Genomic DNA, 24,405 nt, shown 5'->3' with positions numbered 1-24,405 from the left:
GTGTCGAGATGGATAGACCGCCTGTTGATTCAGAAAACCCGTTGCTGGAACTACGGCGCCTGACCCCGGCGCGGATTGCCCTGGGTCGCACCGGCACCAGCATGCCGACGAGTGCGCAACTGGATTTCCAGTACGCACACGCACAAGCCCGGGATGCGGTGCACTTGCCGTTCGACCATGCAGGGCTCAGCTCGCAACTGGCCGAAGCGGGGCGCGAGAGTTTGCTGCTGCACAGCGCAGCCCCGAACCGAGACACTTACTTGCAGCGCCCTGATCTGGGGAGAAAGCTGAGTGATGAGTCGGCGCAAACCCTGCGCGAATACGCGCTGGCCAAACCTGGTGGGGTGGACCTGGTGATCGTGGTCGCCGATGGCCTGTCAGCATTGGCCGTTCATCGCCACACGTTGCCGTTTCTGGCGCGGATGCAAGAGCAGATTGAGGCTGAAGGCTGGTCCGTGTCGCCGGTGATGCTGGTGGAGCAGGGTCGGGTCGCCGTGGCCGACGAGATCGGTGAACTGCTCGGCGCGAAAATGGTGGTCATCCTGATCGGTGAACGCCCGGGCCTCAGTTCGCCGGACAGCCTTGGGTTATATTTCACCTACAATCCAAAGGTCGGGCTGACGGATGCCTACCGCAATTGCATCTCCAATGTCCGGATCGAGGGCCTGAGCTACGGGATGGCAGCACACCGCTTGTTGTACTTGATGCGCGAGGCTTGCCGGCGCCAGTTGTCGGGGGTCAATCTGAAGGACGAAGCCCAGGTGCAAACGCTGGAGTCAGACGCAGGTGCACACATGAAAGGTAATTTCCTACTGAGCACGCCGAATACCTGAACCGTTTCCGCATTGCGTTTCTGCTCCGGTTTCAGGCAGGATCGATGCGCGGCTGTCAGGGGGTATTCCCATCGCCGTCATTACGTTAGACAGCCACTTGAAGACGAGAACTATCGATGCGGATTATTCAAGCGACCCTCGAACACCTGGACCTGCTGACCCCGTTGTTCGTTAAATATCGCGAGTTTTATGGCTCCCTGGCCTATCCGGACTCCTCCCGGGCGTTCCTTGAAAAGCGCCTGCGACGCAAGGAATCGGTGATTTACCTCGCGCTGGCCGATTCCGACGACAAATTGATGGGTTTCTGTCAGTTGTACCCGAGCTTTTCGTCCCTTTCGCTCAAGCGCGTGTGGATTCTCAACGACATCTACGTCGCCGAAGATGCCCGCCGTCAGTTAGTCGCAGACAACCTGATGCGCACCGCGAAAAAAATGGCCAAGGAAACCAATGCCGTGCGCATGCGCGTATCCACCAGCAGCGACAACGAAATCGCGCAGAAGACCTATGAATCCATCGGGTTCAAGGAAGATACCGAGTTCAAGAACTACGTATTGCCGATCAGCGACGAGCTCTGATGCCTGGCGGCTTCTGTGATGAGGGACCCAGCACCCTCATCACAGAAAGGGTTATTTATTGTCACCAGACTTCCGATCGCGCCATAGACATCCCCCGCTACAATCTCGACGCGCGTTTCACAACTCAGCCCGTATAATGCCGGCCTTTTCGGCTTGTAAGAAAAACTACACTCGTCTGTAGGCTTTCGCGAAGTCAACCGCACAGGCCCGCAGAGTCTGGCCGTCACCACAGGTGCCCCTCCATGGATTTCAACCCGATCGACCTTATCCTGCATCTCGATGTGTACCTCGACTTGCTGGTGAACAACTACGGGCCATGGATCTACGCCATCCTGTTTCTGGTGATCTTCTGCGAAACCGGTCTGGTAGTGATGCCATTCCTGCCGGGCGACTCCCTGTTGTTTATCGCGGGTGCCGTAGCAGCCGGCGGTGGAATGGACCCGGTGTTGCTGGGCGGCCTGCTGATGCTGGCGGCAATCCTCGGCGACAGCACCAACTACGTCGTCGGTCGAACTGCAGGCGAACGTTTGTTCAGCAACCCGAACTCGAAAATCTTCCGCCGCGACTACCTGCAACAGACCCACGACTTCTATGACAAGCATGGTGGCAAGACCGTGACCCTGGCGCGCTTCCTGCCGATCATCCGCACGTTTGCACCGTTCGTCGCCGGCGTAGCCAAAATGCCTTACCCGCGTTTCTTTGCCTTCAGCGTCCTCGGCACCATTCTGTGGGTCGGCGGCCTGGTGACCCTGGGTTACTTCTTCGGCAACGTACCGTTCATCAAGTCCAATCTTTCGCTGCTGGTGGTGGGCATCATCTTGCTGTCGCTGGTGCCGATGATCATCGGCGTGGTCCGCAGCCGCTTCGGCAACGCCGCGTCCAAAGCCCAATCGCGCTGACTTGCGATGTGGTCCCTGAGCGCCTGGCGCCGCCGGCGCATCCTGGCCAGACACCCGATTGCCGACGACTTGTGGCAACGGGTGCGCCATCACTTGAGCTTTCTTGATGGCATCAGCGCCGCCGAAGACCAATGGCTGCGCGAAGCCTGCGTGCTGTTCCTGGAAGATAAACACCTGACCGCCCTGCCCGGCGTCGAACTTCACCAGGAACAACGTCTGCTGCTCGCCGCTCAAGCGCAATTGCCGCTGCTGCACCTGGGCGATCTCAACTGGTATCAGGGTTTCCACGAAATCGTCCTCTACCCCGACGACTTCCTCAGTCCGCAACGTCATCGCGATGCCAGCGGCGTCGAACACGAGTGGGACGGTGAACACAGCGGAGAAGCCTGGCAACAAGGCCCGATCATCCTCGCCTGGCCCGGCGTGATGGCCAGCGGCGGCTGGGAAGGCTACAACCTGGTGATCCACGAACTTGCGCACAAACTCGACATGCTCAACGGTGACGCCAATGGCTTGCCTCCGCTGCACCCCGATATGCGGGTCAGCGACTGGGCCAGGGTCATGCAGCAGGCCTACGACGACCTTAATCAGCACCTTGGCCACAATCCGGACGCCGAGACCGCCATCGACCCGTACGCGGCGGAAAACCCCGCCGAATTCTTCGCCGTCACCAGCGAATACTTCTTCAGCGCCCCGGATTTGCTACACGAGGCGTATCCTCAAGTCTATGAGCAGCTGAAGCTGTTTTACCGCCAGGACCCACTGGCCCGACTGCGGCAACTTCTGGCCGAGAACCCGGTCTATCAGGCACACGACTAAGGTCTCTACGACCCTTGGCACGTAGCATCGACGGCGGAATATGCCTATAATCGCCGCCACTTTTTGGTCAATCCGGCCAAGTGTTTTTGGTCAACTAACGGGGGCACCGCCCAATGAGCTACAGCAAGATTCCGGCTGGCAAAGACCTGCCGAACGACATCTACGTCGCGATCGAGATTCCGGCCAACCACGCGCCGATCAAATACGAAATCGACAAAGACAGCGATTGCCTGTTCGTTGACCGTTTCATGGCCACCCCGATGTTCTACCCGGCCAACTACGGTTTCATCCCGAACACTCTGGCCGACGACGGTGACCCCCTCGACGTGCTGGTCGTGACCCCTTACCCGGTTGCACCTGGCTCGGTCATCCGCGCTCGTCCAGTCGGCATCCTGCACATGACCGACGACGGCGGCGGCGATGCCAAAGTCATCGCAGTCCCACACGACAAGCTGTCCCAGCTGTACGTCGACGTGAAGGAATACACCGATCTGCCTCCGCTGCTGCTGGAGCAGATCAAGCACTTCTTCGAGAACTACAAAGACCTCGAAAAAGGCAAATGGGTGAAGATCGAAGGTTGGGGCGACGCAGAAGCCGCTCGCACCGAGATCATGAAGTCGGTTGCAGCCTACAAAGGCTAAGACGCCACGGGCCTCGCGTCTGTGACGACTTGAAGAAAACCCCGGTTGATCCGGGGTTTTTTGTGGGTGGCCATTAAGCGACTTTTAAACAGTCCGTTTATCTTCTGGCCGCCTCGGTTTTTTCTTGTTTAATTTGTTCCAAATACGTCTTACATCCGGTCGTAAATTTCCCTCGAAATTTGAACGGTTCGTTTATTCAAAGCCCGGCCCAGCGCCCGTAGACTCGTGTTTATGAAAAAGAACACTAGCGGCCCACGGTTCAAGACGCTCCTCGAAGAAGCGAAGATAACGACGACAGGATTTGCCGCTTTCTTCGACACGGAGCCGCAAAATATCCATAACTGGTACACCCGCGGCGTGCCCGCCTACCGCATGGAAGAGGTCTCCAGACTACTCTCGGTAAACAGCGACTGGCTCAAGACCGGTGAAGGCCCACAAAGCTCAAAACACCTGCGCCTGCTCGACGAGTCAGGCAACACCTTCGACGCCCAGGCCATCCGCGGCATCTACACGGTGGTCGAACCCACCGATGTCGAGTTGCCCGTCTACAAAGAAATGCCTATTGCCCCGGGCTCCTACAAAACCCACGTCGCCGAAGACCCCGGCCAATTCATCCGCCTACCCAAAAGCCACCTCGACTCGCTGGAAATCAACCATGCGGATGTGTTCTGCGTCCACATGCTCGGCAACGGCATGGGAGCCAGGATCGAGGACGGCTCCACACTGGCCATCGACCGTGGGCTGACCAAAGTGATTGACGGGGAAATCTACGCGATCGAGCACGACGGGATGCTACGCATCAAATACCTGCACCGGATGCCCGGCAATGCGCTGCGGTTGCGCAGTTACAACCAGGCTGAGCATCCGGATGAGATCTTCAATGCCGAGCAGATCGAGAAGCAAAACATCAAGGTGTTGGGGTGGGTGTTCTGGTGGTCGACCCTGAACAAACGAAGACCGGCGGTGCCGTTTTTGTAGCACCGCGCCGTACTCATCGCGAGCAGGCTCGCTCCCACAGATACTGCGCAATCCATGTGGGAGCGAGCCTGCTCGCGATGAGGGCGTAACATTCACCCAGAAAATCCGGGAGGGTCACTTAATCCCAAACCCCGATAGCTCCAAGACGCACACCGAGCTGGGATTTTCCCCAAAAAATCAGTATGCTGCGCCCCACATTTGCGCATCACCCCGCCCCGCGGCTCTGATCGCACCGACAAGGCAGATGATTTTCTCGCCGAGTCCCACAGCCGGACGCAAGATCCGGGTGTACGTTTTGAAGGCTGGCGAGGTTTACCAAAAATGAACCAAGCCAGTCCCCGAGAAGCCGGCCACAAGCCGGCTTTTTAATGCCTCAAGGAAAGTGAATTGTGCAGCAAGCTGCTGCACAAATTGCTAGTCGCCAGCGTCACGGATAACTAAACCCCTTAACCAACGTCAACTCCCCCACCGCCCGCATCGGCACCAGAAAAGTTTCCATCTTCTCGCTAGGCGTCCCTTCCTCCGTAATCACCGTCACCTGCGCCGTCGTCAGCAGCTGAACCGCGTCCTCCTGCCCTTCCTCATCACTCCGATACCCGCCCCCGAAGTAATTCACATACACCAGATACTGCCCTTTGATCGGCGCCGGCATGGCAAAAATCTCCGGCCCATACCCCGTCGTCACGTCGACATCGAGCGCCGCACCATTGGGCGCGACCCGATCGCCATACCAGATGTGCGCACCATCGGGCGTGATGAGGTGCAGATCCAGATCCGTCCCATCGCTGTCCCAGGCCAGCAACACACGCAACTTGGCTGGCGTAGCTCCGCCACTGGCATTGAGAAACTGCGTCCGATGCCGCTGCTGCCCATCCGGGCTACGAACTTCAACGCTGTTGCTGCCATTGGGAAACGAGAACGGCCGATCAAAGCGTCCAGCTGGATCAATTTTCAGTGGCATGCTGACACCGTTGACGATCAACCGGCCCGGCTCATTCGACTTGGGCGCGGCTTTGATCTGCCCGGTGATACGCGCAGTGTTGGCCTGCCCCACCGGTGTATTCACCGATGAAGCCGGGTAGTTAACGGTTTGACGAAAGTTTTCACCTTCCCCTTCAGACGCGCCGGTACGCCAACCACCAACAGGCGTATCAAGTTTCACGCCGCTCTCAGCCGCAAAAACCGTCGGCAGTACGCAAAAAGAACAAAGGAACAGGAGAACCTGTGGATAACGGAGTTTCATGGCCTATTCCAGCAAGAGGTGGCGGGCGAGCCCTTCGATGTAGGTTTCATCCTGGCCGTTGGGGTGTGCTTCGAAGGCCAGGTGCAGGTATTCGTGGGTCAGGTCGAGGCGATCCTGCAGCGACAGCACGCCGCGCACGTAGATGCGCCGGCGTTCGCGGTCGACATAGGGGCGGCCGAAGGCCAGGCGGCAGACGGCGAAGGTGCTGACGTCGTTGTAGCCGACTTCGCTTTCCAATCGCGGACGCCAGCCGAGGCGTTGCTTTTGTAGCCAGTCTTGCGCGGCGGGCAGTGCTTCGCAGGAGGCGACGGGGTTGTCCCAGCGGCTGAGGCTGGCGCGCGGGTAGGCGTGCAGCAGGATGGCGTCGTAGCGCTGGCCGGCGCTGGCTTGTTCGACGGCGTGTTGCCAGGAGAGTTTGTCCGGGCCGGGCTGGTCGGAGTGGTAGGTCACGGCGCTGCCAGCGAGAACCAGGTCGCTGGTCCAGGCGGCAATATTGCGTGATTCGGCGGTGGGCGGGCGTGGGGCGACGCGTTGGCGGCTGCTGCTGTCGTCGATGCTCAGGCAGTCGCCGTGGCGGGTGGCGTTTTGCAGCAGGTAGGTGCGGATCGCGACAGCGAGAGCTTTGGCGGCTTCAGCGGGTTCGGGTTTGGCTTCTCGCTGGAGAACGCGAGCGACGTATTCTTCGCGGTCCAGACGGGCGACAAGCTTTTGTGAAGAGCTGTCGCCTACCAAAAACAGTTCGCCGTCGCTATGGATATCCAGTTGATTGCCGTTGGCAAATTCGACGCGATAGTCGCCTTGCAAAGGCCCCGAAGCAGCAACGCGTTCCCCGGCCAGAACACGCCCGATCGGATAGCGGGAAAACAGTCCGACCTCAACGCATCGACCCGCATCTGAGGGCCAGTCCACCGGCAACACCGAAGCCAACGCAGCGCCATAATGACGCAGCACCATCTGACTGGTCCCGCGCCCACCCGCCCAGATCGGCGTGCCATCCGCCATCCAACCGGCGAACCCGCCCTGACGCGACGATGGATCCTGATCCCCCAACCAGCTCCAGGTTTTCACTCGCAACCGGCCACCGAGTTCACCCACAACATTGCCGTCTGCGGCGTTCAACACCACATCGAGCAACAACCGCCGCGCCTGATCCTGCGCCGGCATCACGGCCAGCACTTTCAACAATTCAGCCACCGACACTCGCGTAGAAGGCTGCAACGAGGGCAAGTTCAGCAACCACTCCGGCGCCTGCCGTGCCTGCCAATATTCCCGCCAGCCAGCATCAGAAATACCCAACCGTGCAGGCTCAAAGTACAAGCCACACGACTTCACCAACGCCTGATCGCGCTCAATCTTGCCGCCCGCGGTGCAGCAATAAACTTCTTCTTTCGATTGCCCGCGACACTCATACGCCGGCTCACGAGCGCCGGTATCCACCAGCCAACCGTACACAAACAACTTCCACAGACTGCCCAACGGCGTCTGCACATCAGCGGGCAACGGCTCGCGGGAAATCACTTGAGTGCGGTTCAGCGAAATCAATTCACCCTTGAAGCCCAGGCGCAGCGGCTCGTCCTGCGCTGTCGCCAGCGCAGGAATCAAACACAGCAGCCACCAGACCAGCGTTCGGGTCATGTCAGTTGACCGTGACCTGACCGAGAGCGGGTTTCTGTTCCTGGGCCTGATGTTGCGGCGCGTAGACCTGAGTGAAACGCACCGGCGGCAGGTTGAACTGGCCTTTCTGCGAGAAGCGCACCAAGTGGCGCAAGCGCAATTCGCCGCTCAAGGCATCGACCGGAATCGCATACGCCATTTGCCCAGGTTCGAAACGCGCTTTCTCCAGCGCGGTCGGTTCGGTGCCGGCCTTGCCCATGAGCTTGATGCCCCAGGTCGTCCGCTCGACATCGGCGCCCGGCGGCAGCGGCACTTCGATCATCCCGTAGCGCAACGGCGTGGCGGCTTTGCTGGTGATGATCACTTCGTCCAGATACAGGGCGTCGCTGGACAACGGTTTGTTGCCCACCGCTTCGAGCTTGAATTGGAACGCTTCGTCACCCGGCACCAATCGAGACAGGCGACGGGTGATGGTCACCGCCATCGACTCAACCGGCGGTTGCTTCGTCTGGAAGCTCAACGCTGCCCGCAACGGACGTTCCTGCGTCCCGGTCAGCGACAACACCGCCGGCACAGGCGAGGCACCCTGCCACGTCCAATACATCTCGCCGGTAGCACCGTGTTCTTTCTTCCAGCCTTCGCCCGGTGCCAGTGCAATCGTCGGCGAAGCTTGCTCGATGCTGCGCTGCAACCAGGTCAGCGCCAATGCGCGTTCCAGGGTCGATTGCTGCGGCAGCAACCGTTGCAACAACGCTTGCGCACGAGCCTGATCGAAGGTTTGCAACGACAGGTTCAAGGCTTCGGCAAAGGGCTGAGAACTGACGGCCAGACGTTGTTGCGCATCCGGCAGCTGTCGATTGAATGCATCGGGCAAAGCCACTTTGGACTGACGCGCCAGCGAAGCCGTCAGCGCACGCGCCGCCGCCAGCCCCAGTGCCGAATCCGGATCGCTCATGACAATGCTGTCTTCGCCATCTTCCATCAGGTTCGCAGCATTGCCCTCGCCTGCTTTCGCCAGGTCATCCATCAAGCCACTGAGCAACGTGTTGACCGGCAATTGCATCTGCTTGGCGAACGACAGAATCAGCGCCCGCTGCAACAACGGTGTGTTCTTGGCCTGCTTCGAATACACCTCCAGCACCCGCTGCCAATGCTCCGGCGGCAGGCTCAGTTCCAGCGCTTTGCTGGCATGCCAGTCGGCGTAATAGGCGTAGGCGGTGAGGAACGCATCCGGCTCGCCGTCCATGCCCCACCAAGTGAAACTCGCCGACGGCCCGGCCATTTGCACCAGACGCAGACGGCTGTTTTGCATGATCAGGCGCAAGCGATCGCGGATCTGCGGGTTCGACGACAAGGTCGGATACGCAATGCTCAATGGCAGCAAACGGCTAGCGGTTTGTTCGACGCCGCCGTATGGATAGCTCAGCAAATCATCGAGTGCAGAGCGGAACAGCGCTTGCGGACTGTCATCCAGACGCAGGCGAATATCCGTCGCGTCAGCCGGCAGCGCCAGCGACGTGTCACCGCTCGCAACGTCCAGGCTTTGGCTTTGTGTGACCTGCCAGCCTTCGCCGCTCGCAGTCAGGCGCACGGCCAGCGCGTCAGCTGTTTTGCCGTCCTGCACCAGTTCGGCGGTCCACTCGCCGGATGCCAGCGCGAACGCCGGCAGCGCAATGTAGTTGATGCCGTTGTTCAGCGTCACCGGCACACGTTGTTCGGTTCCAGCGTAATGAATGACCAGTTCAGCCTTGACCGGTTTCTCGGCCTGACTGAAGGCGAACACCCCCAGATCCGGTTTGTCGCCATTGCGGAATTTGGTTGGACCGCTCCACTTCAGGTACAGCGGTTTTTCCGAGCGTACGAATTGCTTCTTCTGCCCAACCTGACCGTCATCGGCGATGGCTCGCGCCGTGATGCGCCAGCGGGTCAGCGAGTCCGGCATCTTGAAGGTGAAGCGGGTTTTGCCGTTGGCGTCGGTGATCAACTCTGGTTCCCACGCGGCGGTGTCGACGTCTTCACGACGCGGACGCTCCAGCACTTTTACACCGCGCTCGCTGCGGTTGGCTTTGCCCGGTGCACCGGGGCTGCCCGGCAACGCAACGTCGTAGCTGATGAACGACAGACTGGCGCTGGTGCGCACGTTGTTGCGGCGCGGGTGGTAGAAGAACTGGTCGATGGTCGGCGCGACTTCCGGTTGCAGCGCGTAGACCATTTCGTCGACCACGCTGACGGTCAGGTGCGCCGGAATCGGCTTGCCGGCGAACTGGGTGCTCAGGTCGACCGACACGGTATCCCCCGGCAGATACGCCTCTTTATCAGTGGCAATGGCGACGTCGATTTGCGGCGCGATCACCTTGATGCCGGCGTTCTGGAAGCTGTACTGACCGCCCTTGGTGTACAGAACGGAGAAGGTCAGGTTCGGCGCGAAAGTGTCCTTCACCGGAATGCGCGCGCGGTATTGGGTGTCGCTGAGTTTTTCCATCTTCAGCCAGTCGCCGCCCTTGGACAGCAACGCCGTGGCCTCGACTTTGTCGCGCTCAAGCGACAGCAGAGCATCGCTCACTGGCTCAGGAAAAGTGATCAGCGCGAGGGCTTCATCGCCTGCCTTGTACTCGGGTTTGTCGAGGACGATTTCCACGGTGCCGGGCACCGCTTTGACCCCATCGCCGGTCACCGAATGGCCGGTCGCGCCGACAACGCGACCATGGTCATCCTTCAACGTCAGGTTGTAGGTTCCCGGACGGTCGAAGGCCAACGTGAAGCCTTTATCCGTTGCGGCGAGTTTGCCCTCACCCGTGCTCTGGTCTTCCAGACGTACCCAGCTGTAGCTGCCCGGCGTGACCGCTTTGCTCTCCTCGCTGCCGCCTTCGTTGGCATAGCTGAACGCAGCCTTGTCGCCCACGGCACTGAAACGCTGCGGCGCGCTCAAGCGGAAACTTGCGGCGCCACGGTCGATGAGGATTTCCTTGGTGGTCTTGACCCGATACGCCGCGCCATCGCTGGCAAACACGGTGAGCATGTAGCGGCTAGGTTTCTCGGCGGCCGGCAGGTCGAGGGTCGCGTTGCCCTTCGAGTCCGTGGTGAGTTCGGTGCTGGTCAGCTCCACCGGGAATTGCCCGAGGTATTGCAGTTCGTTGTCGACCATCGACAGTTGCTGGGCACGCAGGCTCAGGCTCAATTTGGCATTCGCCACCGGCTTGCCGTCCGGGTACAGCAGCACGAGGCTGCCCTTCACCGGTTCGCCGGTGCGGTAATCCTGCTTGGCCAGGTTCAGCGAGATTTCGAAGTGCGGCTTGATGTATTCGGCGACGCGGAAAGCGCTGCTGTAGGCCTGATCCTTGTAGCTGAAACGCAGTTCATAACCGCCCGCCACGGCGTTGTCCGGCAGCTGGAATCGACCTTGGGTGCCGGACTTGGAGTCGAGTTTCAGCGCCAGCGATTGCAGCGCCGTGCCGGTGGCATCGAGCACGGTGACGTTGACGTCGGCAGCGGTCGGCTGTACCGAATCGCGCGCGTTCTTGAACTCGCGACCGACGATCTTCAGCGACACCCAATCCCCCGGCCGATACAGCGGTCGGTCGGTGAAGGCATAGAGTTTGGTGTCGTAGATTTCGCTGTCGTAATAGAAGTTCTCGGAGACAAACACCCCGCCCTCTTCGTCCTCGCCGATCACGAACGAACGCTCCGGGCTGACGTGTTTCAGGCGCAGCAAACCATCGGTATCGGTGGCGCCGCTGCTCATCACGCCGAGGCCATCGGTCCACAGCACATTGACCTTCGGCACCGAACTGCCTTCGTGTTTGCGCGCAGCCCAGACCAGCAGTTCATCACCGGCAATCTTGCTCACGGCCACGGTGTTGGAGACGAAGACCATGGTGGTCGCGCGGTACTTGCCGATCAACGCTTCCACCAGATACAGACCCGGTTTCAGATTGCCCAGCGGGATGTACACGTTGCCCGGCGCGACGCTGACGAATTCGCTGGAAGAACCGGCCAGATTCACACCGGTAGGCGGTTGGATCGGTTTGGCTTGCCACAGCGGATAACGGAACTGGCTGACCACCGGCAGGCCCGGAATCAGTGCGAATTGCGGCTGTGCGTCGTAAGGCGTTGGCGCGGCAATCGCGCTGCCCATCTTCAGTTCCGGCACTTCCTCGGTGACTTGTTTACGCGACTCGTAGGAAAACGCCCGCTGCATCACCCGACGGGATTTTCGGTACCAGTTGTCCCACAGGTACGCGAGGGTATTCGACAGGCCTTCGCCCTTGAACTGGCCGTCGCTGACCACGCGGTGCAGGTTCTTCTGGCGCTTGAGGAAATCCAGCGGCTTGTCGATGCGATACACCCGAATGTCGGCGCCACCGTAAGGCTCCATGCGGAACCGGCGATAGTCGCGGCCCGGCGCTTCGAGGCGCACCATCGCCTGCTCGTCGCTGGCGAAACTGCTGTCCGCCAGCAGGAAAAAGCTTTCACCGGCCACCGGCGTGTAGCCGCTCGGCTCGACGGTGTCTTCGGCGTTGACCGCCGAAACAGGCAGCACCAGGAGCAACAGCAAAGGCAGAAAACGCAACATGCGGGCACCGATCATTGGGAGAGAAAGTTCAGTCGATAGACGCCGATGAAGTTGGGGTTGGCTGCGTCGGGTATCCATCGGGTGTCCTTCCATGTCATGAGTTGCTGCAGGCTCGCGGAACGCATGCCGTTGTCTGTGGGGGTGGTGGTGCCGGTGTGATAGGCGATGTAGCGGCCCATCCAGATCATCAGGTGCTGGTCGTCGCCCTGATCGAAAAACATCAGGTCGCCGGGGCGGGCTTGAGACACGTCGCGGCCTATCAAATGACTGTTGAACTGAATCAGTTTGATCGCGTTGACGTACGGCCCGACCTTGCCGCCGCCCTGCTGCCATTGCTGGGCGAGACCGCGTTGCGCTTCGCTCAGTTGCAGCTCCGGCGGCAGGTAGCGATTGGACAGGCCATTGCTGCGCAGCCATTTGTCGTCATGGACTTTCAGCGCTTCGTTGGCGGCGAAACGCACCAGCCCGGCGCAGTCCTGCTGATACCAGCGCGGGCTCGGGCCTTGGGTCAGTTGCTCTTGGGCGATGCGCACGAACCAGGCGCGGAACACCTGGGATTGCTGTGGATCCAGCGGCGCGGCTTCACCGGCAAATGCGCGGCTGCCCAGCAACATCGCCAGCAGGCCGAGGCCTCGGATGAGTGCGGTCACAGGGCTTTCCACTCCAGCGGCAGCCACTGCCAATGGCCGTCAGGCTCGCTGCCTTCGGGCAAGGTCAGGGCATATTTGCCGTAGCCGCCGAGCTTGCGCAGTTTCGGGATCAGGTAGGTTTGCGCGGCGTTGTAGAACACCGGCTCCATGTCCTGCGGCAGGCTGTCGAGGGTTTCCTGTTGCATCAGTTGCGCCATGGAATCCGGGCCGAAGTAGACCGGCATCAGCAAGTCTTTTGGCACCACGTCGGCCATCGGCGGGAAGCGTTTGTCGAGAGTGCCGAGGGCCTTGTCCACGAGCTTGTCGTCGAGGGAGAACAACAGCGTCGAACCGTGACGCGCCAGGCTGACCTTCATGAACGCCTTGCCGGTGATCGCGTCTGGGTTCTCGGCATCCTTGGCTTTATAAGGACCGAAGTTGGAGCTGACCTGGCGCAGCCACTGATGACTCTGGCCTTCCTGTTTCTCGACTACCGGGAACGCGTGTTCTTCAACGTTGCCTTCGTAGGCACCGACCATCGAGCCGAACAGAGTGCCCAGGTCACCGTCGAGTTTGGCGCTGTCGTCGTCATTCAGGCTGGCCACCAGCAGCGGCGTGTACAGCCGCGAATCGGCGTACCAGCACAGGCCGGCGGCACCCGCCATGTGTTCGGTCAGGGACTGGGCCACGGTTTCATCCGCACCGAGTTTCACCAGCAGCGGTTTCTGTTGTTCGGCGGCGAGCGGCAAGGCCACGCAAGCGCTGGCGCCCATCGGCATGGCTTGCCAGATCGGTTTGAAATCGAAGTCCGGCTGGTTTTCCAGCTCGTCCATGGCCAGGAAGCTGTGCCAACCCTTATCGCCCATGTCGAAGCGCAGGCCGGCGAAGTTCGGGATGAAACGCTGATAACCCATGGCCAGAACGCTGGCGTTGACCGAGAGGCGTTGTTTAACTTCGGGTGCACGCGGTGGCAGGCCGAAGGCTTCAGGGAAGAGTTTCTGACCGCCGAGCAACGCTTTCAGCGATTGAGTCGAAACCATCCCAGGCTCATCGATCGGGCCATTGCTGTTGTCGTACAATTTCGAAGGATTGGACAGCACCACCAGCTTGTCGCCATGAGAGGCAAACAGCAGCGCTTTGCTGTTGTTGTAGGTGAGCTGATACAGCGGCACCGTATCGCCGGCGACCTTGATGTCACCGAGTTGTGTCAGCTGCGAATCATCCAGCGCCACTTTGGCCAGCGGCTCCAGCACCTTGGCCAGGCCGCCGCGATCCATCACCAACAGAAAGTCTTTCAGACGACCGTCCGCCCCGCGCCACAACGCCACATCCGCCGGTTGATCGAAGAGTTGCTCGATCAGGCTGTCCTGCAATTTCAGGTCATGCTCGTAAATGATCCGCCGCAGACTGCCGATCAAACCGAGGCGATCGGCATGCGCTTCGTAATAGAAGACGAAATCTTCGGTCAGGGTTTCCTTGAGGAACGGCACGGCCAGCAAGTCCTTGGGCAACTGGCTCAGGGAATGGGTTTCGAGCAGACCGTCCGGGCGGCTCATGCCCAATTTGTCGCTGGCCAGTTCCGCCGGTGGCGCCTTGGGTTTGTGCATGAACCAGCCCAGGCCGGCCGCGACACCGGCCACCAGGACCAGCCCGACCAGCACCGCCGGCCAGCGGCGAGGAGTTTTGGCTGCAGGCGTTTCGGCGGCCGGAGAAACAGTGTTATCGCTCATGTTCACAAAACCCGATGTCATCCGTGGAGCGGGATGCTTAATAGTTGAAAGTCTTGACCAGCAGCAGGTCACCGATCGCGCGCAGGGGCACGATGAAGGTCTCGCGTTTTTCGTCGACGGTGTTTTCGTTGAGCACCAGGTTGATCTGCGAGGTGATCACCTCGTTCTGGTTGCTGGTCTCATCGAAGTTATAGCCGCCGCTGCCGAAGTTGCCCCAATAGTTCACGTAAACCAGATAGGTGCCATGCATCGGTGCGGTCATGGTGAACATTTCCGGGCCAGGGCCATCAACACCGTCCGGGTCCAGGCCGCCGCCGTTGCTCATCGCCGGGCGAGCCCAGAATGCATGCTGGCCGTCGGGGGTCACGATGTGCAGATCGAGCTCGGCTTTCGGATCGTCCCACCCCAGCACCACACGAATCCGTGCCGGCGTGCGCAGGTTGTTGGCTTCATAGAATTGAACGCGTTTGAGGGATTTGCCTTCGGCACTGCGCACTTCGACGCTGTTGGACCCGGCGCCGAACGCATACGGCCGGGCGAAACGCCCCTGGTCGTCGGTGTACAGATTCAAGGGATTGCCGTTGACCGCCAGCGTGTGCGGCCCGCGTTGCGTGCCGATGGCCTTGAGCTGGCCCTGGATCATCGTGCGATTGCGCTGCACGCCCCGGTCAATCGGCGGTGTCGGATAGGCAACTTGAGGGTATTCGCTGCGATCGAGCAGGCCGTTGTAGCGCCAGCCGCCGACCGGCTCCGACAGCTCAGCCGTCGGCTCGGCCCAGGCAGCGGTCGCGCAGACCCACGCCATCAGCACTAGAAGAAATGAACGCATGTGACGCCTCCTGCCATGCATAACGAAACCTTGCGCCCGATCCTCGGCGCGTTACAGATCCAAACACTGCGTTTCGTCAGAAAGACCCGTGACTACTGGGTCGTAGATGGCGCGAAGGTTAGCCATTTGGCGGTTTTTTAACAATCAGATACATCTTAATTTGCGGTAGGAATCACGCACATTTGAGTCCGTGAGCCGAATAGCGAGGTTATTCGGCTCACAAAATGAGCCGAATACGACTATTATTCGGCTCATTGACCTTGGAGCACCTGAATTCATGGCACCTCACTGGATCTGGCAACAGCCCGACTGGCCGAATTTCAACTGGCAAGCCGAGCGTCTGACACCACTGCTGCGCGAGTGCGTGCAGGCGCAAGGTCGGCTGATGGGCATGGCCAGTTCCGTGAATAGCTCACTCAGCGCGCAGAGCGAACTGGATGCGTTATTACAGAACATCGTGACGTCTTCGGCTATCGAGGGTGAACAACTGAATGTTGGCTCGGTCCGCTCTTCACTGGCGAGGCGTTTGGGGCTGCAACAGATCGATGGCGATTACGTCAGCCAGCGCAGCGAAGGACTTGCGCAATTGATGCTCGACGCCACTCAGCACTTTGCGAAGCCACTGACCGCGGAGCGATTGCTGGAATGGCACAAGTGGCTGTTTCCAGATCAGGACACTGACCTCGCTGCCCGATCGATGCATGTCGGCGCATTACGCGGCGATGAACCCATGCAGGTGGTGTCAGGGCGCCTCGACCGGCCGACCGTTCACTTCGAAGCACCGCCCCGCCCAGGCCTTGAGCAACAACTCGATACGCTCCTTGCCTGGTTTGAAGCTAGCCGAAGCCAAGACGGGCTCGATCCATTGCTGCGGGCCGGCATTGCGCACTTCTGGTTCGTCACCTTGCACCCCTTCGACGATGGCAATGGCCGCCTGACACGCACCCTCACCGATCTGGCGCTGGCTCAGGGCGAGGCACAGGCCATCCGTTTCTATGCGATGTCGGCGAGCATTCTTGAAGATCGTTCTGGCTACTACCAGGTACTGGAAACCAGCCAAAAGGCGACGACGGATATTACTGATTGGCTGGAATGGTTTCTGAAGACTCTATCGCGCAGCTTGCAACAGGCCATGGCGCGTATCGAATCAGTGCTCGGCAAGGCGCGTTTCTGGCAGGCACATCAGGCGTCGACGTTGACGGCGGAGCAAACCAAAGTACTGAATCGTTTGCTGGATGGCGGGGAACGCGGATTCGAGAATGGCATCAGTGCGGCGCAGTATCAGGCCGTGGCGAAGGTTTCGAAGGCCACTGCCACTCGTCATCTGAGCGAACTGCTGGAAAAAGGCTATTTAAAGCGGCTGCCCGGTGCTGGGCGTAATACTCGATACCAGATCAGCTATCCCGATGCCTCCACCGATTAATCAGGATCTACCCTGCCCTGTGGCGAGGGAGCTTGCTACCGCTCGGCTGCGCAGCAGTCGTAAAAATTGCTGAATGCGCTATTCCGGAAACCTGGGTGAATGGTTTTGGGGCCGCTGCGCGACCCAGCGGGAGCAAGCTCCCTCGCCACAGGGATTGTTTTCAACGTGGGATCAAGGCTCAAACCCCCGCGCTCATTTGCCCATAACCCCCATGTCTGCTAGTGTCGCGCCGGTTTAACGTCAACCGGAAATAGCCGCCATGGCCCGCAAAAAAGCTGCACTGGATTTCGAACAATCTCTCGCTGACCTGCAAACGCTGGTGGAGCGTCTGGAGAACGGCGAATTGTCGCTGGAAGACTCGCTGACGGCTTTCGAGCAAGGCATCGGTCTGACCCGCGATTGCCAGGCGGCGCTGGCCCAGGCCGAGCAAAAGGTTCAAGTGCTGCTCGAGCGTGATGGCGAGTTGGCCGAGGAACCCTTCGACGCGGATCAGCCAGAATGATTGCAGCGTATTCGGCGACCAGCCAGGCCCGTGTCAACGCGGCGCTGGAAACCCTGTTCAACCCGCCGAGCCCCGAGCTTGCGCGGTTGTACGAAGCCATGCGCTACAGCGTGATGAATGGCGGCAAACGGGTGCGCCCGCTGCTGGCCTACGCGGCGTGCGAAGCGCTCGGTGGCAAGGCTGAGCAAGCCAACGGCGCGGCCTGCGCGGTGGAGCTGATTCACGCGTATTCCCTGGTGCACGACGATTTGCCGGCCATGGACGACGACGATCTGCGTCGCGGCCAGCCGACTACGCACAAGAAATTCGATGAAGCCTGCGCGATTCTGGCCGGTGACGGCTTGCAGAGCCTGGCGTTCAGCGCCCTGCTCGACCCGCGCCTAAGCACATCGGATGCAGAGATTCGCCTGCAAATGGTCAGCGCCCTGGCGTTGGCGGCAGGCCCGGCCGGTATGGTCGGCGGCCAAGCCATCGACCTCGGTTCGGTCGGTCTGAAGCTCGATCAAAAAGCCCTCGAAACCATGCACCGGCACAAGACCGGCGCGCTGATCGAAGTCAGCGTCAAACTCGGTGCCCTGGCCAGCGGCCGCGCCAAAAAGGACGAGCTGAAGTCCTTGCAGACCTATGCACAAGCCATCGGCCTCGCATTCCAGGTGCAGGACGACATTCTCGACGTCGAGAGCGATACCGAAACCCTTGGCAAACGCCAGGGCGCCGACATAGCTCGTGACAAGCCGACCTACCCGGCCCTGCTCGGCCTCGACGCGGCCAAGGCTTACGCCCTGGAACTGCGCGATCAGGCCCTGCACGCGCTGCGACCGTTTGACGCGGCTGCCGAGCCGTTGCGCGATCTGGCCCGCTATATCGTCGAACGACGCAGCTGACGGCGTATCCGCCAAGTTAAAAGCAACGCGTGGGCAGGGGGCGATGCATCAGGTAAACTGCCGCATCTTTTATACCTATAACGATTCGCCTGATGCCCACGACGTTTCATGAGATTCCCCGCAAGCGCCCGACCACGCCCCTGCTCGACCGTGCCAACACGCCGGACGGCCTGCGCCGGTTAGGCGAAGCCGAGCTGGAAACCCTGGCCGATGAGTTGCGCCTGGAATTGCTCTATACGGTCGGACAGACCGGCGGGCATTTCGGTGCCGGCCTGGGCGTCATTGAGCTGACCATCGCGTTGCATTACGTCTTCGACACCCCGGACGACCGGCTGGTGTGGGACGTGGGTCATCAGGCCTATCCGCACAAAATCCTCACCGGTCGTCGCGAGCGCATGGGCACCCTGCGCCAGAAGGACGGCGTCGCCGCCTTCCCGCGTCGTTCCGAGAGCGAGTACGACACCTTTGGCGTCGGCCACTCCAGCACCTCGATCAGCGCAGCGCTGGGCATGGCGATTGCCGCCCGTCTGCAGAACAGTGATCGCAAGGCCATCGCCGTGATCGGCGACGGCGCACTGACCGCGGGCATGGCCTTCGAGGCGCTGAACCATGCGCCGGAAGTGAACGCCAACATGCTGGTGATCCTCAACGACAACGACATGTCGATCTCGCGCAACGTCGGCGGTTTGTCGAATTACCTGGCGAAGATTCTTTCCAGCCGCACTTATGCGAGCATGCGCGAAGGCAGCAAAAAGGTCCTGTCGCGCCTGCCCGGCGCCTGGGAAATCGCCCGTCGCACCGAAGAATACGCAAAAGGCATGCTGGTTCCCGGCACGCTGTTCGAAGAGCTGGGCTGGAACTACATCGGCCCGATCGATGGCCACGACCTGCCGACCCTGATCGCCACTCTACGCAACATGCGCGATCTGAAAGGCCCGCAGTTCCTGCACGTCGTCACCAAAAAAGGCAAAGGCTTCGCCCCGGCGGAAGTCGACCCGATCGGTTACCACGCCATAACTAAACTCGAACCCGTCGATGCCCCGGCCGCTGCGCCGAAGAAATCCGGTGGGCCGAAGTATTCCGGCGTGTTCGGCGAATGGCTGTGCGACATGGCCGCGTCCGATCCGCGCTTGGTGGGCATCACCCCGGCAATGAAAGAAGGCTCCGACCTGGTGGCGTTCAGCGAGCGTTTCCCGCTGCGCTACTTCGACGTGGCGATTGCCGAGCAACATGCCGTGACCCTGGCGGCCGGCATGGCCTGCGAAGGCGCAAAACCGGTGGTGGCGATCTACTCGACGTTCCTGCAACGCGGTTACGACCAACTGATTCATGACGTCGCGGTGCAAAACCTTGACGTGCTGTTCGCCATCGACCGCGCCGGTCTGGTGGGCGAAGACGGCCCGACGCACGCGGGCAGCTTCGATCTGTCGTTCCTGCGTTGCATCCCCGGCATGCTGGTGATGACCCCGAGCGACGAAAACGAACTGCGCAAAATGCTCACCACCGGTCACTTGTTCAACGGCCCGGCGGCGGTGCGTTATCCGCGTGGCAGCGGCCCGAATGCAACGATCGAGAAAGACCTTCAACCGATCGAAATCGGCAAAGGCGTGGTCCGTCGCCAGGGCAGCAAAGTCGCTCTGCTGGTGTTCGGCGTGCAACTGGCCGAGGCGCTGAAAGTCGCCGAGAAGCTGGATGCGACTGTGGTGGACATGCGTTTTGTCAAACCGCTGGATGAGGAACTGGTTCGCGAAATCGCTGGCAGCCACGAATTGCTGGTGACCATCGAAGAGAACGCGATCATGGGCGGTGCCGGTGGCGCGGTCAGCGAGTTCCTGGCGCGGGAAAACATCCTCAAATCGATGCTGCATCTGGGCTTGCCGGACAGTTACGTCGAGCATGCGAAGCCTGCGCAGATGCTGGCCGAGTGTGGGCTGGATGAGGCAGGGATCGAAGCGTCGGTGCGTGAGCGCCTGACACTGCTCAACATCTGAATAAATGCAAACCCCCTTGTGGGAGCGAGCCTGCTCGCGATATCGGTCTGACAGTCACCCATTTTTTGACTGACACACCCTCATCGCGAGCAGGCTCGCTCCCACATTGGTTTTCTGTGCCTTTCGAAATTTGTGTTCGCTTTGAAGCGCCTACGGACTGCCGATGAAACTCTCCCCCCTTGCCCTGACGCTGACCCTGCTGCCAGCCGGCCAACTCCTGGCTGACACCTTCGAACGCGATCAAGCCTTGAAACTCCCCGAAGTGCTGATCAGCGCCAACCGCCAGGTCGAAGCACGCAACGACAGCAGCGCCGCCAACACTGTCTTCACCCGTGAAGACATCGACCGCCTGCAACCGGGCAGCGTCACGGACTTGCTGAGTCGGGTACCCGGCGTTCAGGTCGGGCAAACCGGCGGGCGTGGCAGTTTGCCGGGGATTTACATTCGCGGGACCAAGTCTGCGCAGAGCCTGGTGCTGGTGGACGGTCAACGCATCGGCAACTCGACCTCCGGCGACAGCAACCTGCAACACATCAACATCGAACAGGTCGAGCGCGTGGAAGTGCTGCGCGGCTCCCGTTCGGTGATTTATGGCAGTGATGCGATTGGCGGCGTTATCCAGATTTTCACCCGACGCGGCGGCGAACATAGCCTGCAACCGCGCATGCACGTCGGCTTCGGCAGCAACCAGACCTGGGAGCGCAGCCTCGGATTGTCCGGCGGTGATGAGAAAACCCGCTTCAACCTCGGTGCCAGTCTCGATGAAACCGCCGGTATCAATCGCACCCACGAGTCGTATCCCAGCGATGGCGATCACGATGAGTACCGCAATAAATCGGTGAGTCTGAGCCTGAGCCACGCCCTCACCGATGACATCGAAATCGGCGCCAACGTGCTGGATAACCGTGGCAAAAGCGAGTTCGACAATCCGTTCGGTCGCTTCGACACGACGACCTTCCAATCGCTCCAGCAGCAGCCTTACAGCGACTTCGCCGTGAGCAGCATCAGCAGTTACGTCGATGCCCGGGTCAACGACCTCTGGAAAACCCGCGTCGAATTCGGTCACAGCGAAAACCGCGAGAAGACCCTGGACAAGCTCAGCGATGAACGCAGCGTGTTCAATACGTACCGTGACTCGGTGAACTGGCAGAACGACCTGACGCTGAATGAGCGCAACAGCCTGATTCTCGGCGGCGACTGGTACGAAGACCGGATCAACAGCAGCACCCCGTTCGACGAGGACAGCCGCTGGAACCGTGCGGCGTTTATCCAGCATCGCTACCAAACGGACAGCTTCTCCACGGAACTGGGCTTGCGCCGGGACCAGAACCAGCAGTTCGGTGGCCAGAACAGCTGGAGCGGCACCTTTACGCTGCCGCTGAACCCGGACAATGACGTGTTGCTGACTTACAGCGAAGGCTTTCGCGCACCGACCTTCAATGACTTGTACTACCCGGATTTCAGCAACCCCGACCTGAAACCTGAAACCTCGAAAAGCTACGAGCTGCAATGGCGCAGTCAGTTGACCGATACCAGCCGCCTCGAAGCTTCGCTATACCGCACGGACCTCGAAGACGCGATTATCTTCGGCAGCAACTCACGGCCGCAAAACGTGGCTTCGGCGCGGATCAACGGGTTCGAAGCAGCACTGAAGCAGGAGCTGTTCGGCTGGCAGAGCAACCTGGGCGTGGCGATCATCGACCCACGGGATCGCGACAGTGGCCACACCCTGGCGCGTCGGGCGCGGCGGACCTTGAGCATGGATCTCGATCGACAGTTCGATCGGCTCGGCCTCGGCGCCAGTTGGCAAGCGGTGAGCAGCAGCTATGACGATGAGAACAATCTGCAGCCGTTGGGTGGTTATGCGCTGCTGGGGTTACGCAGCAGCTGGGAATTGAATCGCGAGATCAAGCTTGAGCTGAAGGTTGATAACTTGCTGGACAAAGGGTACAGCCGGGCGTTGTACAGTTATGACGGCAGTCAGTACGGGTATCGCGAGGAAGGTCGGGCTTGGATGTTTGGGGTGACCTGGACACCGGAGATCTAAGAGGTGCTCGGTCACCTGTGGCGAGGGGATTTATCCCCGTTCGGCTGCGAAGCAGTCGTAATTCGGTTGATGCGGTGTATCTGATAAAGCTTGGTGTCTGGATTCGGGGCTGCTTCGCAGCCCAACGGGGATAAATCCCCTCGCCACAGGTTAGTGGTCCGGCGCGATGACTTGGCACAACTTGGCCGTCGCCTCGATCATCTGCCCACTCGGCCTCTCCAGCCCCTTGTCCGTCACCAACAACAACCGCCCCTGCGCCACCGCCGCCACCTGCGGCCACGCTTTCCACGCCTCCAACTGTGCCTGATCACTGGCCAGAATCACTTCGGGATTACGTTGCAACACCACCTCGACACTGACCTGCGGCGCCGGTAATGTCAGGTCGGCAAATACATTGCGCGCTCCACACACTTCGAGCGCATCACTGATGATCTGCCCGCCGCCAACGGTGTACAGCGGACGATCCCAGACCTGATAAAACACCCGCAACGGCTCATCCCGACGATAGCGCTGGCGCAGCCCATCCAGTCGCTGGCGTAATTGCGCGGCCAATGAAACACCACGCTCAGGTCGGCCGAGTTGCGTGGCGATCGCTTCGATCTGTGCGGTCAGTTGTTCGAGGTTGTGAGGTTCGGCGACATAGGTGGGGATGTTCAATCGCTTGAGCTGCTCACGCTGGGCCGGGCCAACGCTGCCCGGCCAGAGCAGCAGCAAATCGGGTTTGAGGCTGAGCAACCGCTCCATGTCCAACTGGCCGTAGCGGCCGACCGATGGAAGCCCTTTGAGTTCGGCAGGACGCTCACCGGCATCCAGCACGCCGACAACAAGGTCCGCCGAGTCCAGTTCGACAACGATTTCAGAGAGAGAAGGCGCGAGACTGACCACGCGTTCAACAGCAGAGGCCATGCCGCTACCGGCCAGCAGCATCACCGCCAGCCAGACGCGGAACATCAGGCGAGTTGACGCGGAATACGGTAGAGGTAGAACAGCACCGTGGTCGACAGCGCCAGCAGCACCAACGGCACCGCTTCAAGGCCCACGAACACCGCCAGCGCGCCGATCCAGGCCGGCAGGGCAGCGGCCAGGAACGCCGTGCGGCGTTTGGCGGCCAGGGTGATCCAGGCAGCGGGTTCTTCAGGAGTGTCGAGCGCTTTCTGGGTGGCGATCAACGCGTGCTTGTAGCCGCCGAAAAACTTCAGGCTGACAAACATCGAGGCGACACCGGCAATGAACAATGGCATCGCCAGCACTGGCAAAATCGCTTCGCCCTGGCCGAACACGCCATTGATCACGAACAGCGGCAGCAGGGCCAAGGCCAGGTACTGCCACCAGTTGAAGGACAATCGCCGCCGTACTTGACCGCGCGTCACGCCCGGTCTGCCTCGCCCTGATGCTCGTTGCCCATCATGTGGTCGAGCTTGCTGGCCTTGGTGGCCAGGTAGAGTTTGTTGTGCGGGTTATGCCCGGTATGCAGCGGCACGCGCTCGGCGACCACGATGCCCATGTCGGTCAAGGCTTTGACCTTGCGCGGATTGTTGGTCATCAGACGCAGGGATTTCACGCCGAGGTGTTCCAGCATCGGCAGGCACATGGCGTAGTCACGCTGGTCGGCGGCAAAGCCCAGACGCTCGTTGGCTTCAACGGTGTCGGCGCCGCCATCCTGCAACTCATAGGCGCGGATCTTATTCAGCAGGCCAATACCACGGCCCTCTTGGCGCAGGTAAAGCAGCACGCCACGGCCTTCGCGGGCGATGGCCTGCAAGGCGGCCTCGAGTTGCGAACCGCAGTCGCAACGCTGGCTGAACAAGGCATCGCCGGTCAGGCATTCGGAGTGCAACCGGCCGAGTACCGGGGCACCGTCGGCGAACTCACCCAGGCTCAGCACCACGTGCTCGCGTCCGCTTTCTTCATCGAGAAAGCCGTGCATGGTGAATTGCGCAAAAGGCGTTGGCAGCTTGGAAGCGGCGACAAAAACGACAGGCACCGGTGTGCTCCTGATCAATAAGTACTGGAGATTCGCAGAGGCGGCATTGTAACAGCAGGTTCCTGCTGACGCTTAGGCTGAATTATGGGGCATAACGATCAAAAAGTTAGATCTCAGGCCACCACTTACCCCTGTGGGAGCGAGCCTGCTCGCGATAGCGGTGTGTCAGCCAGCAAAAAGGTGACTGATACACCGCTATCGCGAGCAGGCT

20 protein-coding genes are annotated in these 24,405 nt (G+C 60.5%); 11 read left to right on the top strand and 9 right to left on the bottom strand.

What is annotated here, in order from left to right; all coding sequences use genetic code 11:
- Window positions 1-8 precede the first annotated feature (8 nt).
- From eutC to ACRC4F_RS22470, 6 genes are all read left to right on the top strand, one after another.
- The gene (eutC, locus tag ACRC4F_RS22495) at window positions 9-833 is read left to right on the top strand and encodes an ethanolamine ammonia-lyase subunit EutC (RefSeq protein ID WP_438661327.1); all 825 of its coding nucleotides are present in this window, start codon (window positions 9-11) and stop codon (window positions 831-833) included.
- Between the two features lie 116 nt (window positions 834-949).
- The gene (locus ACRC4F_RS22490; RefSeq protein ID WP_438661326.1) at window positions 950-1,408 is read left to right on the top strand and encodes a GNAT family N-acetyltransferase; all 459 of its coding nucleotides are present in this window, start codon (window positions 950-952) and stop codon (window positions 1,406-1,408) included.
- Between the two features lie 242 nt (window positions 1,409-1,650).
- Window positions 1,651-2,307: a DedA family protein gene (locus ACRC4F_RS22485; protein ID WP_438661325.1), complete on the top strand. Its 657-nt coding sequence runs from the start codon at window positions 1,651-1,653 to the stop codon at window positions 2,305-2,307.
- 6 nt (window positions 2,308-2,313) lie between these two features.
- Window positions 2,314-3,126 carry a zinc-dependent peptidase gene (locus ACRC4F_RS22480; protein WP_438661324.1) on the top strand — a complete coding sequence of 271 codons (813 nt, stop codon included), beginning with the start codon at window positions 2,314-2,316 and terminating at the stop codon, window positions 3,124-3,126.
- A gap of 113 nt (window positions 3,127-3,239) precedes the next feature.
- Complete coding sequence (gene ppa / locus ACRC4F_RS22475; RefSeq protein WP_028620880.1) at window positions 3,240-3,767, top strand: inorganic diphosphatase; 528 nt, start codon at window positions 3,240-3,242, stop codon at window positions 3,765-3,767.
- A gap of 231 nt (window positions 3,768-3,998) precedes the next feature.
- Window positions 3,999-4,745: a S24 family peptidase gene (locus ACRC4F_RS22470; RefSeq protein WP_438661323.1), complete on the top strand. Its 747-nt coding sequence runs from the start codon at window positions 3,999-4,001 to the stop codon at window positions 4,743-4,745.
- A 427-nt stretch (window positions 4,746-5,172) separates the two neighbouring features.
- Here the strand turns inward: ACRC4F_RS22470 and ACRC4F_RS22465 are convergent, their stop codons facing one another.
- From ACRC4F_RS22465 to ACRC4F_RS22440, 6 genes are read right to left on the bottom strand one after another with little or no spacing between them, the layout of a single operon-like run.
- On the bottom strand, window positions 5,173-5,988 hold the full coding sequence (locus ACRC4F_RS22465) for a YfaP family protein (RefSeq protein WP_438661322.1): 816 nt from the start codon (window positions 5,986-5,988) through the stop codon (window positions 5,173-5,175).
- A 3-nt stretch (window positions 5,989-5,991) separates the two neighbouring features.
- The gene (locus ACRC4F_RS22460) at window positions 5,992-7,623 is read right to left on the bottom strand and encodes a DUF2300 domain-containing protein (protein ID WP_438661321.1); all 1,632 of its coding nucleotides are present in this window, start codon (window positions 7,621-7,623) and stop codon (window positions 5,992-5,994) included.
- A 1-nt stretch (window position 7,624) separates the two neighbouring features.
- Complete coding sequence (locus ACRC4F_RS22455; RefSeq protein WP_438661384.1) at window positions 7,625-12,190, bottom strand: alpha-2-macroglobulin family protein; 4,566 nt, start codon at window positions 12,188-12,190, stop codon at window positions 7,625-7,627.
- Window positions 12,187-12,789: a DUF1175 domain-containing protein gene (locus ACRC4F_RS22450; RefSeq protein WP_438661383.1), complete on the bottom strand. Its 603-nt coding sequence runs from the start codon at window positions 12,787-12,789 to the stop codon at window positions 12,187-12,189. Before ACRC4F_RS22450 ends, ACRC4F_RS22455 begins: the two co-directional genes overlap by 4 nt.
- Window positions 12,790-12,821: 32 nt before the next feature.
- The gene (locus tag ACRC4F_RS22445) at window positions 12,822-14,534 is read right to left on the bottom strand and encodes a DUF2138 domain-containing protein (RefSeq protein ID WP_438661320.1); all 1,713 of its coding nucleotides are present in this window, start codon (window positions 14,532-14,534) and stop codon (window positions 12,822-12,824) included.
- Between the two features lie 37 nt (window positions 14,535-14,571).
- The gene (locus ACRC4F_RS22440) at window positions 14,572-15,363 is read right to left on the bottom strand and encodes a YfaP family protein (protein WP_438661319.1); all 792 of its coding nucleotides are present in this window, start codon (window positions 15,361-15,363) and stop codon (window positions 14,572-14,574) included.
- Between the two features lie 277 nt (window positions 15,364-15,640).
- On the opposite strand from ACRC4F_RS22440, the gene ACRC4F_RS22435 reads away from it, so the two are divergent.
- The 5 genes from ACRC4F_RS22435 (at window position 15,641) to ACRC4F_RS22415 (ending at window position 22,210) form a co-directional block, all read left to right on the top strand.
- Window positions 15,641-16,786, top strand: coding sequence for a Fic family protein (locus ACRC4F_RS22435; RefSeq protein WP_438661382.1), 1,146 nt, complete (start codon window positions 15,641-15,643; stop codon window positions 16,784-16,786).
- A 259-nt stretch (window positions 16,787-17,045) separates the two neighbouring features.
- Window positions 17,046-17,288: an exodeoxyribonuclease VII small subunit gene (locus ACRC4F_RS22430; RefSeq protein ID WP_007894317.1), complete on the top strand. Its 243-nt coding sequence runs from the start codon at window positions 17,046-17,048 to the stop codon at window positions 17,286-17,288.
- Window positions 17,285-18,172 (top strand): (2E,6E)-farnesyl diphosphate synthase, encoded by an 888-nt coding sequence (gene ispA / locus ACRC4F_RS22425; protein ID WP_438661318.1) that lies wholly within the window; start codon window positions 17,285-17,287, stop codon window positions 18,170-18,172. Before ACRC4F_RS22430 ends, ispA begins: the two co-directional genes overlap by 4 nt.
- Before the next feature lie 92 nt (window positions 18,173-18,264).
- Window positions 18,265-20,163: a 1-deoxy-D-xylulose-5-phosphate synthase gene (dxs, locus tag ACRC4F_RS22420; protein ID WP_438661317.1), complete on the top strand. Its 1,899-nt coding sequence runs from the start codon at window positions 18,265-18,267 to the stop codon at window positions 20,161-20,163.
- A gap of 163 nt (window positions 20,164-20,326) precedes the next feature.
- Window positions 20,327-22,210 carry a TonB-dependent receptor domain-containing protein gene (locus ACRC4F_RS22415; protein ID WP_438661316.1) on the top strand — a complete coding sequence of 628 codons (1,884 nt, stop codon included), beginning with the start codon at window positions 20,327-20,329 and terminating at the stop codon, window positions 22,208-22,210.
- A gap of 150 nt (window positions 22,211-22,360) precedes the next feature.
- Here the strand turns inward: ACRC4F_RS22415 and ACRC4F_RS22410 are convergent, their stop codons facing one another.
- Genes ACRC4F_RS22410 through ribA form a run of 3 tightly spaced genes read right to left on the bottom strand, consistent with a single transcriptional unit; the run spans window position 22,361 to window position 24,194 of the window.
- Window positions 22,361-23,161 carry a cobalamin-binding protein gene (locus ACRC4F_RS22410; protein WP_438661315.1) on the bottom strand — a complete coding sequence of 267 codons (801 nt, stop codon included), beginning with the start codon at window positions 23,159-23,161 and terminating at the stop codon, window positions 22,361-22,363.
- Complete coding sequence (locus ACRC4F_RS22405; protein WP_438661314.1) at window positions 23,161-23,580, bottom strand: MFS transporter; 420 nt, start codon at window positions 23,578-23,580, stop codon at window positions 23,161-23,163. The genes ACRC4F_RS22410 and ACRC4F_RS22405 overlap by 1 nt, the downstream gene beginning before the upstream one ends.
- The gene (gene ribA / locus ACRC4F_RS22400; protein ID WP_438661313.1) at window positions 23,577-24,194 is read right to left on the bottom strand and encodes a GTP cyclohydrolase II; all 618 of its coding nucleotides are present in this window, start codon (window positions 24,192-24,194) and stop codon (window positions 23,577-23,579) included. Before ribA ends, ACRC4F_RS22405 begins: the two co-directional genes overlap by 4 nt.
- Window positions 24,195-24,405 lie beyond the last annotated feature (211 nt).

It is taken from the genome of Pseudomonas sp. (assembly GCF_051660785.1).
In the GTDB taxonomy this organism is placed as follows: Bacteria; Pseudomonadota; Gammaproteobacteria; order Pseudomonadales; family Pseudomonadaceae; genus Aquipseudomonas.
This window is presented reverse-complemented; position numbering and strand designations above follow the sequence as displayed.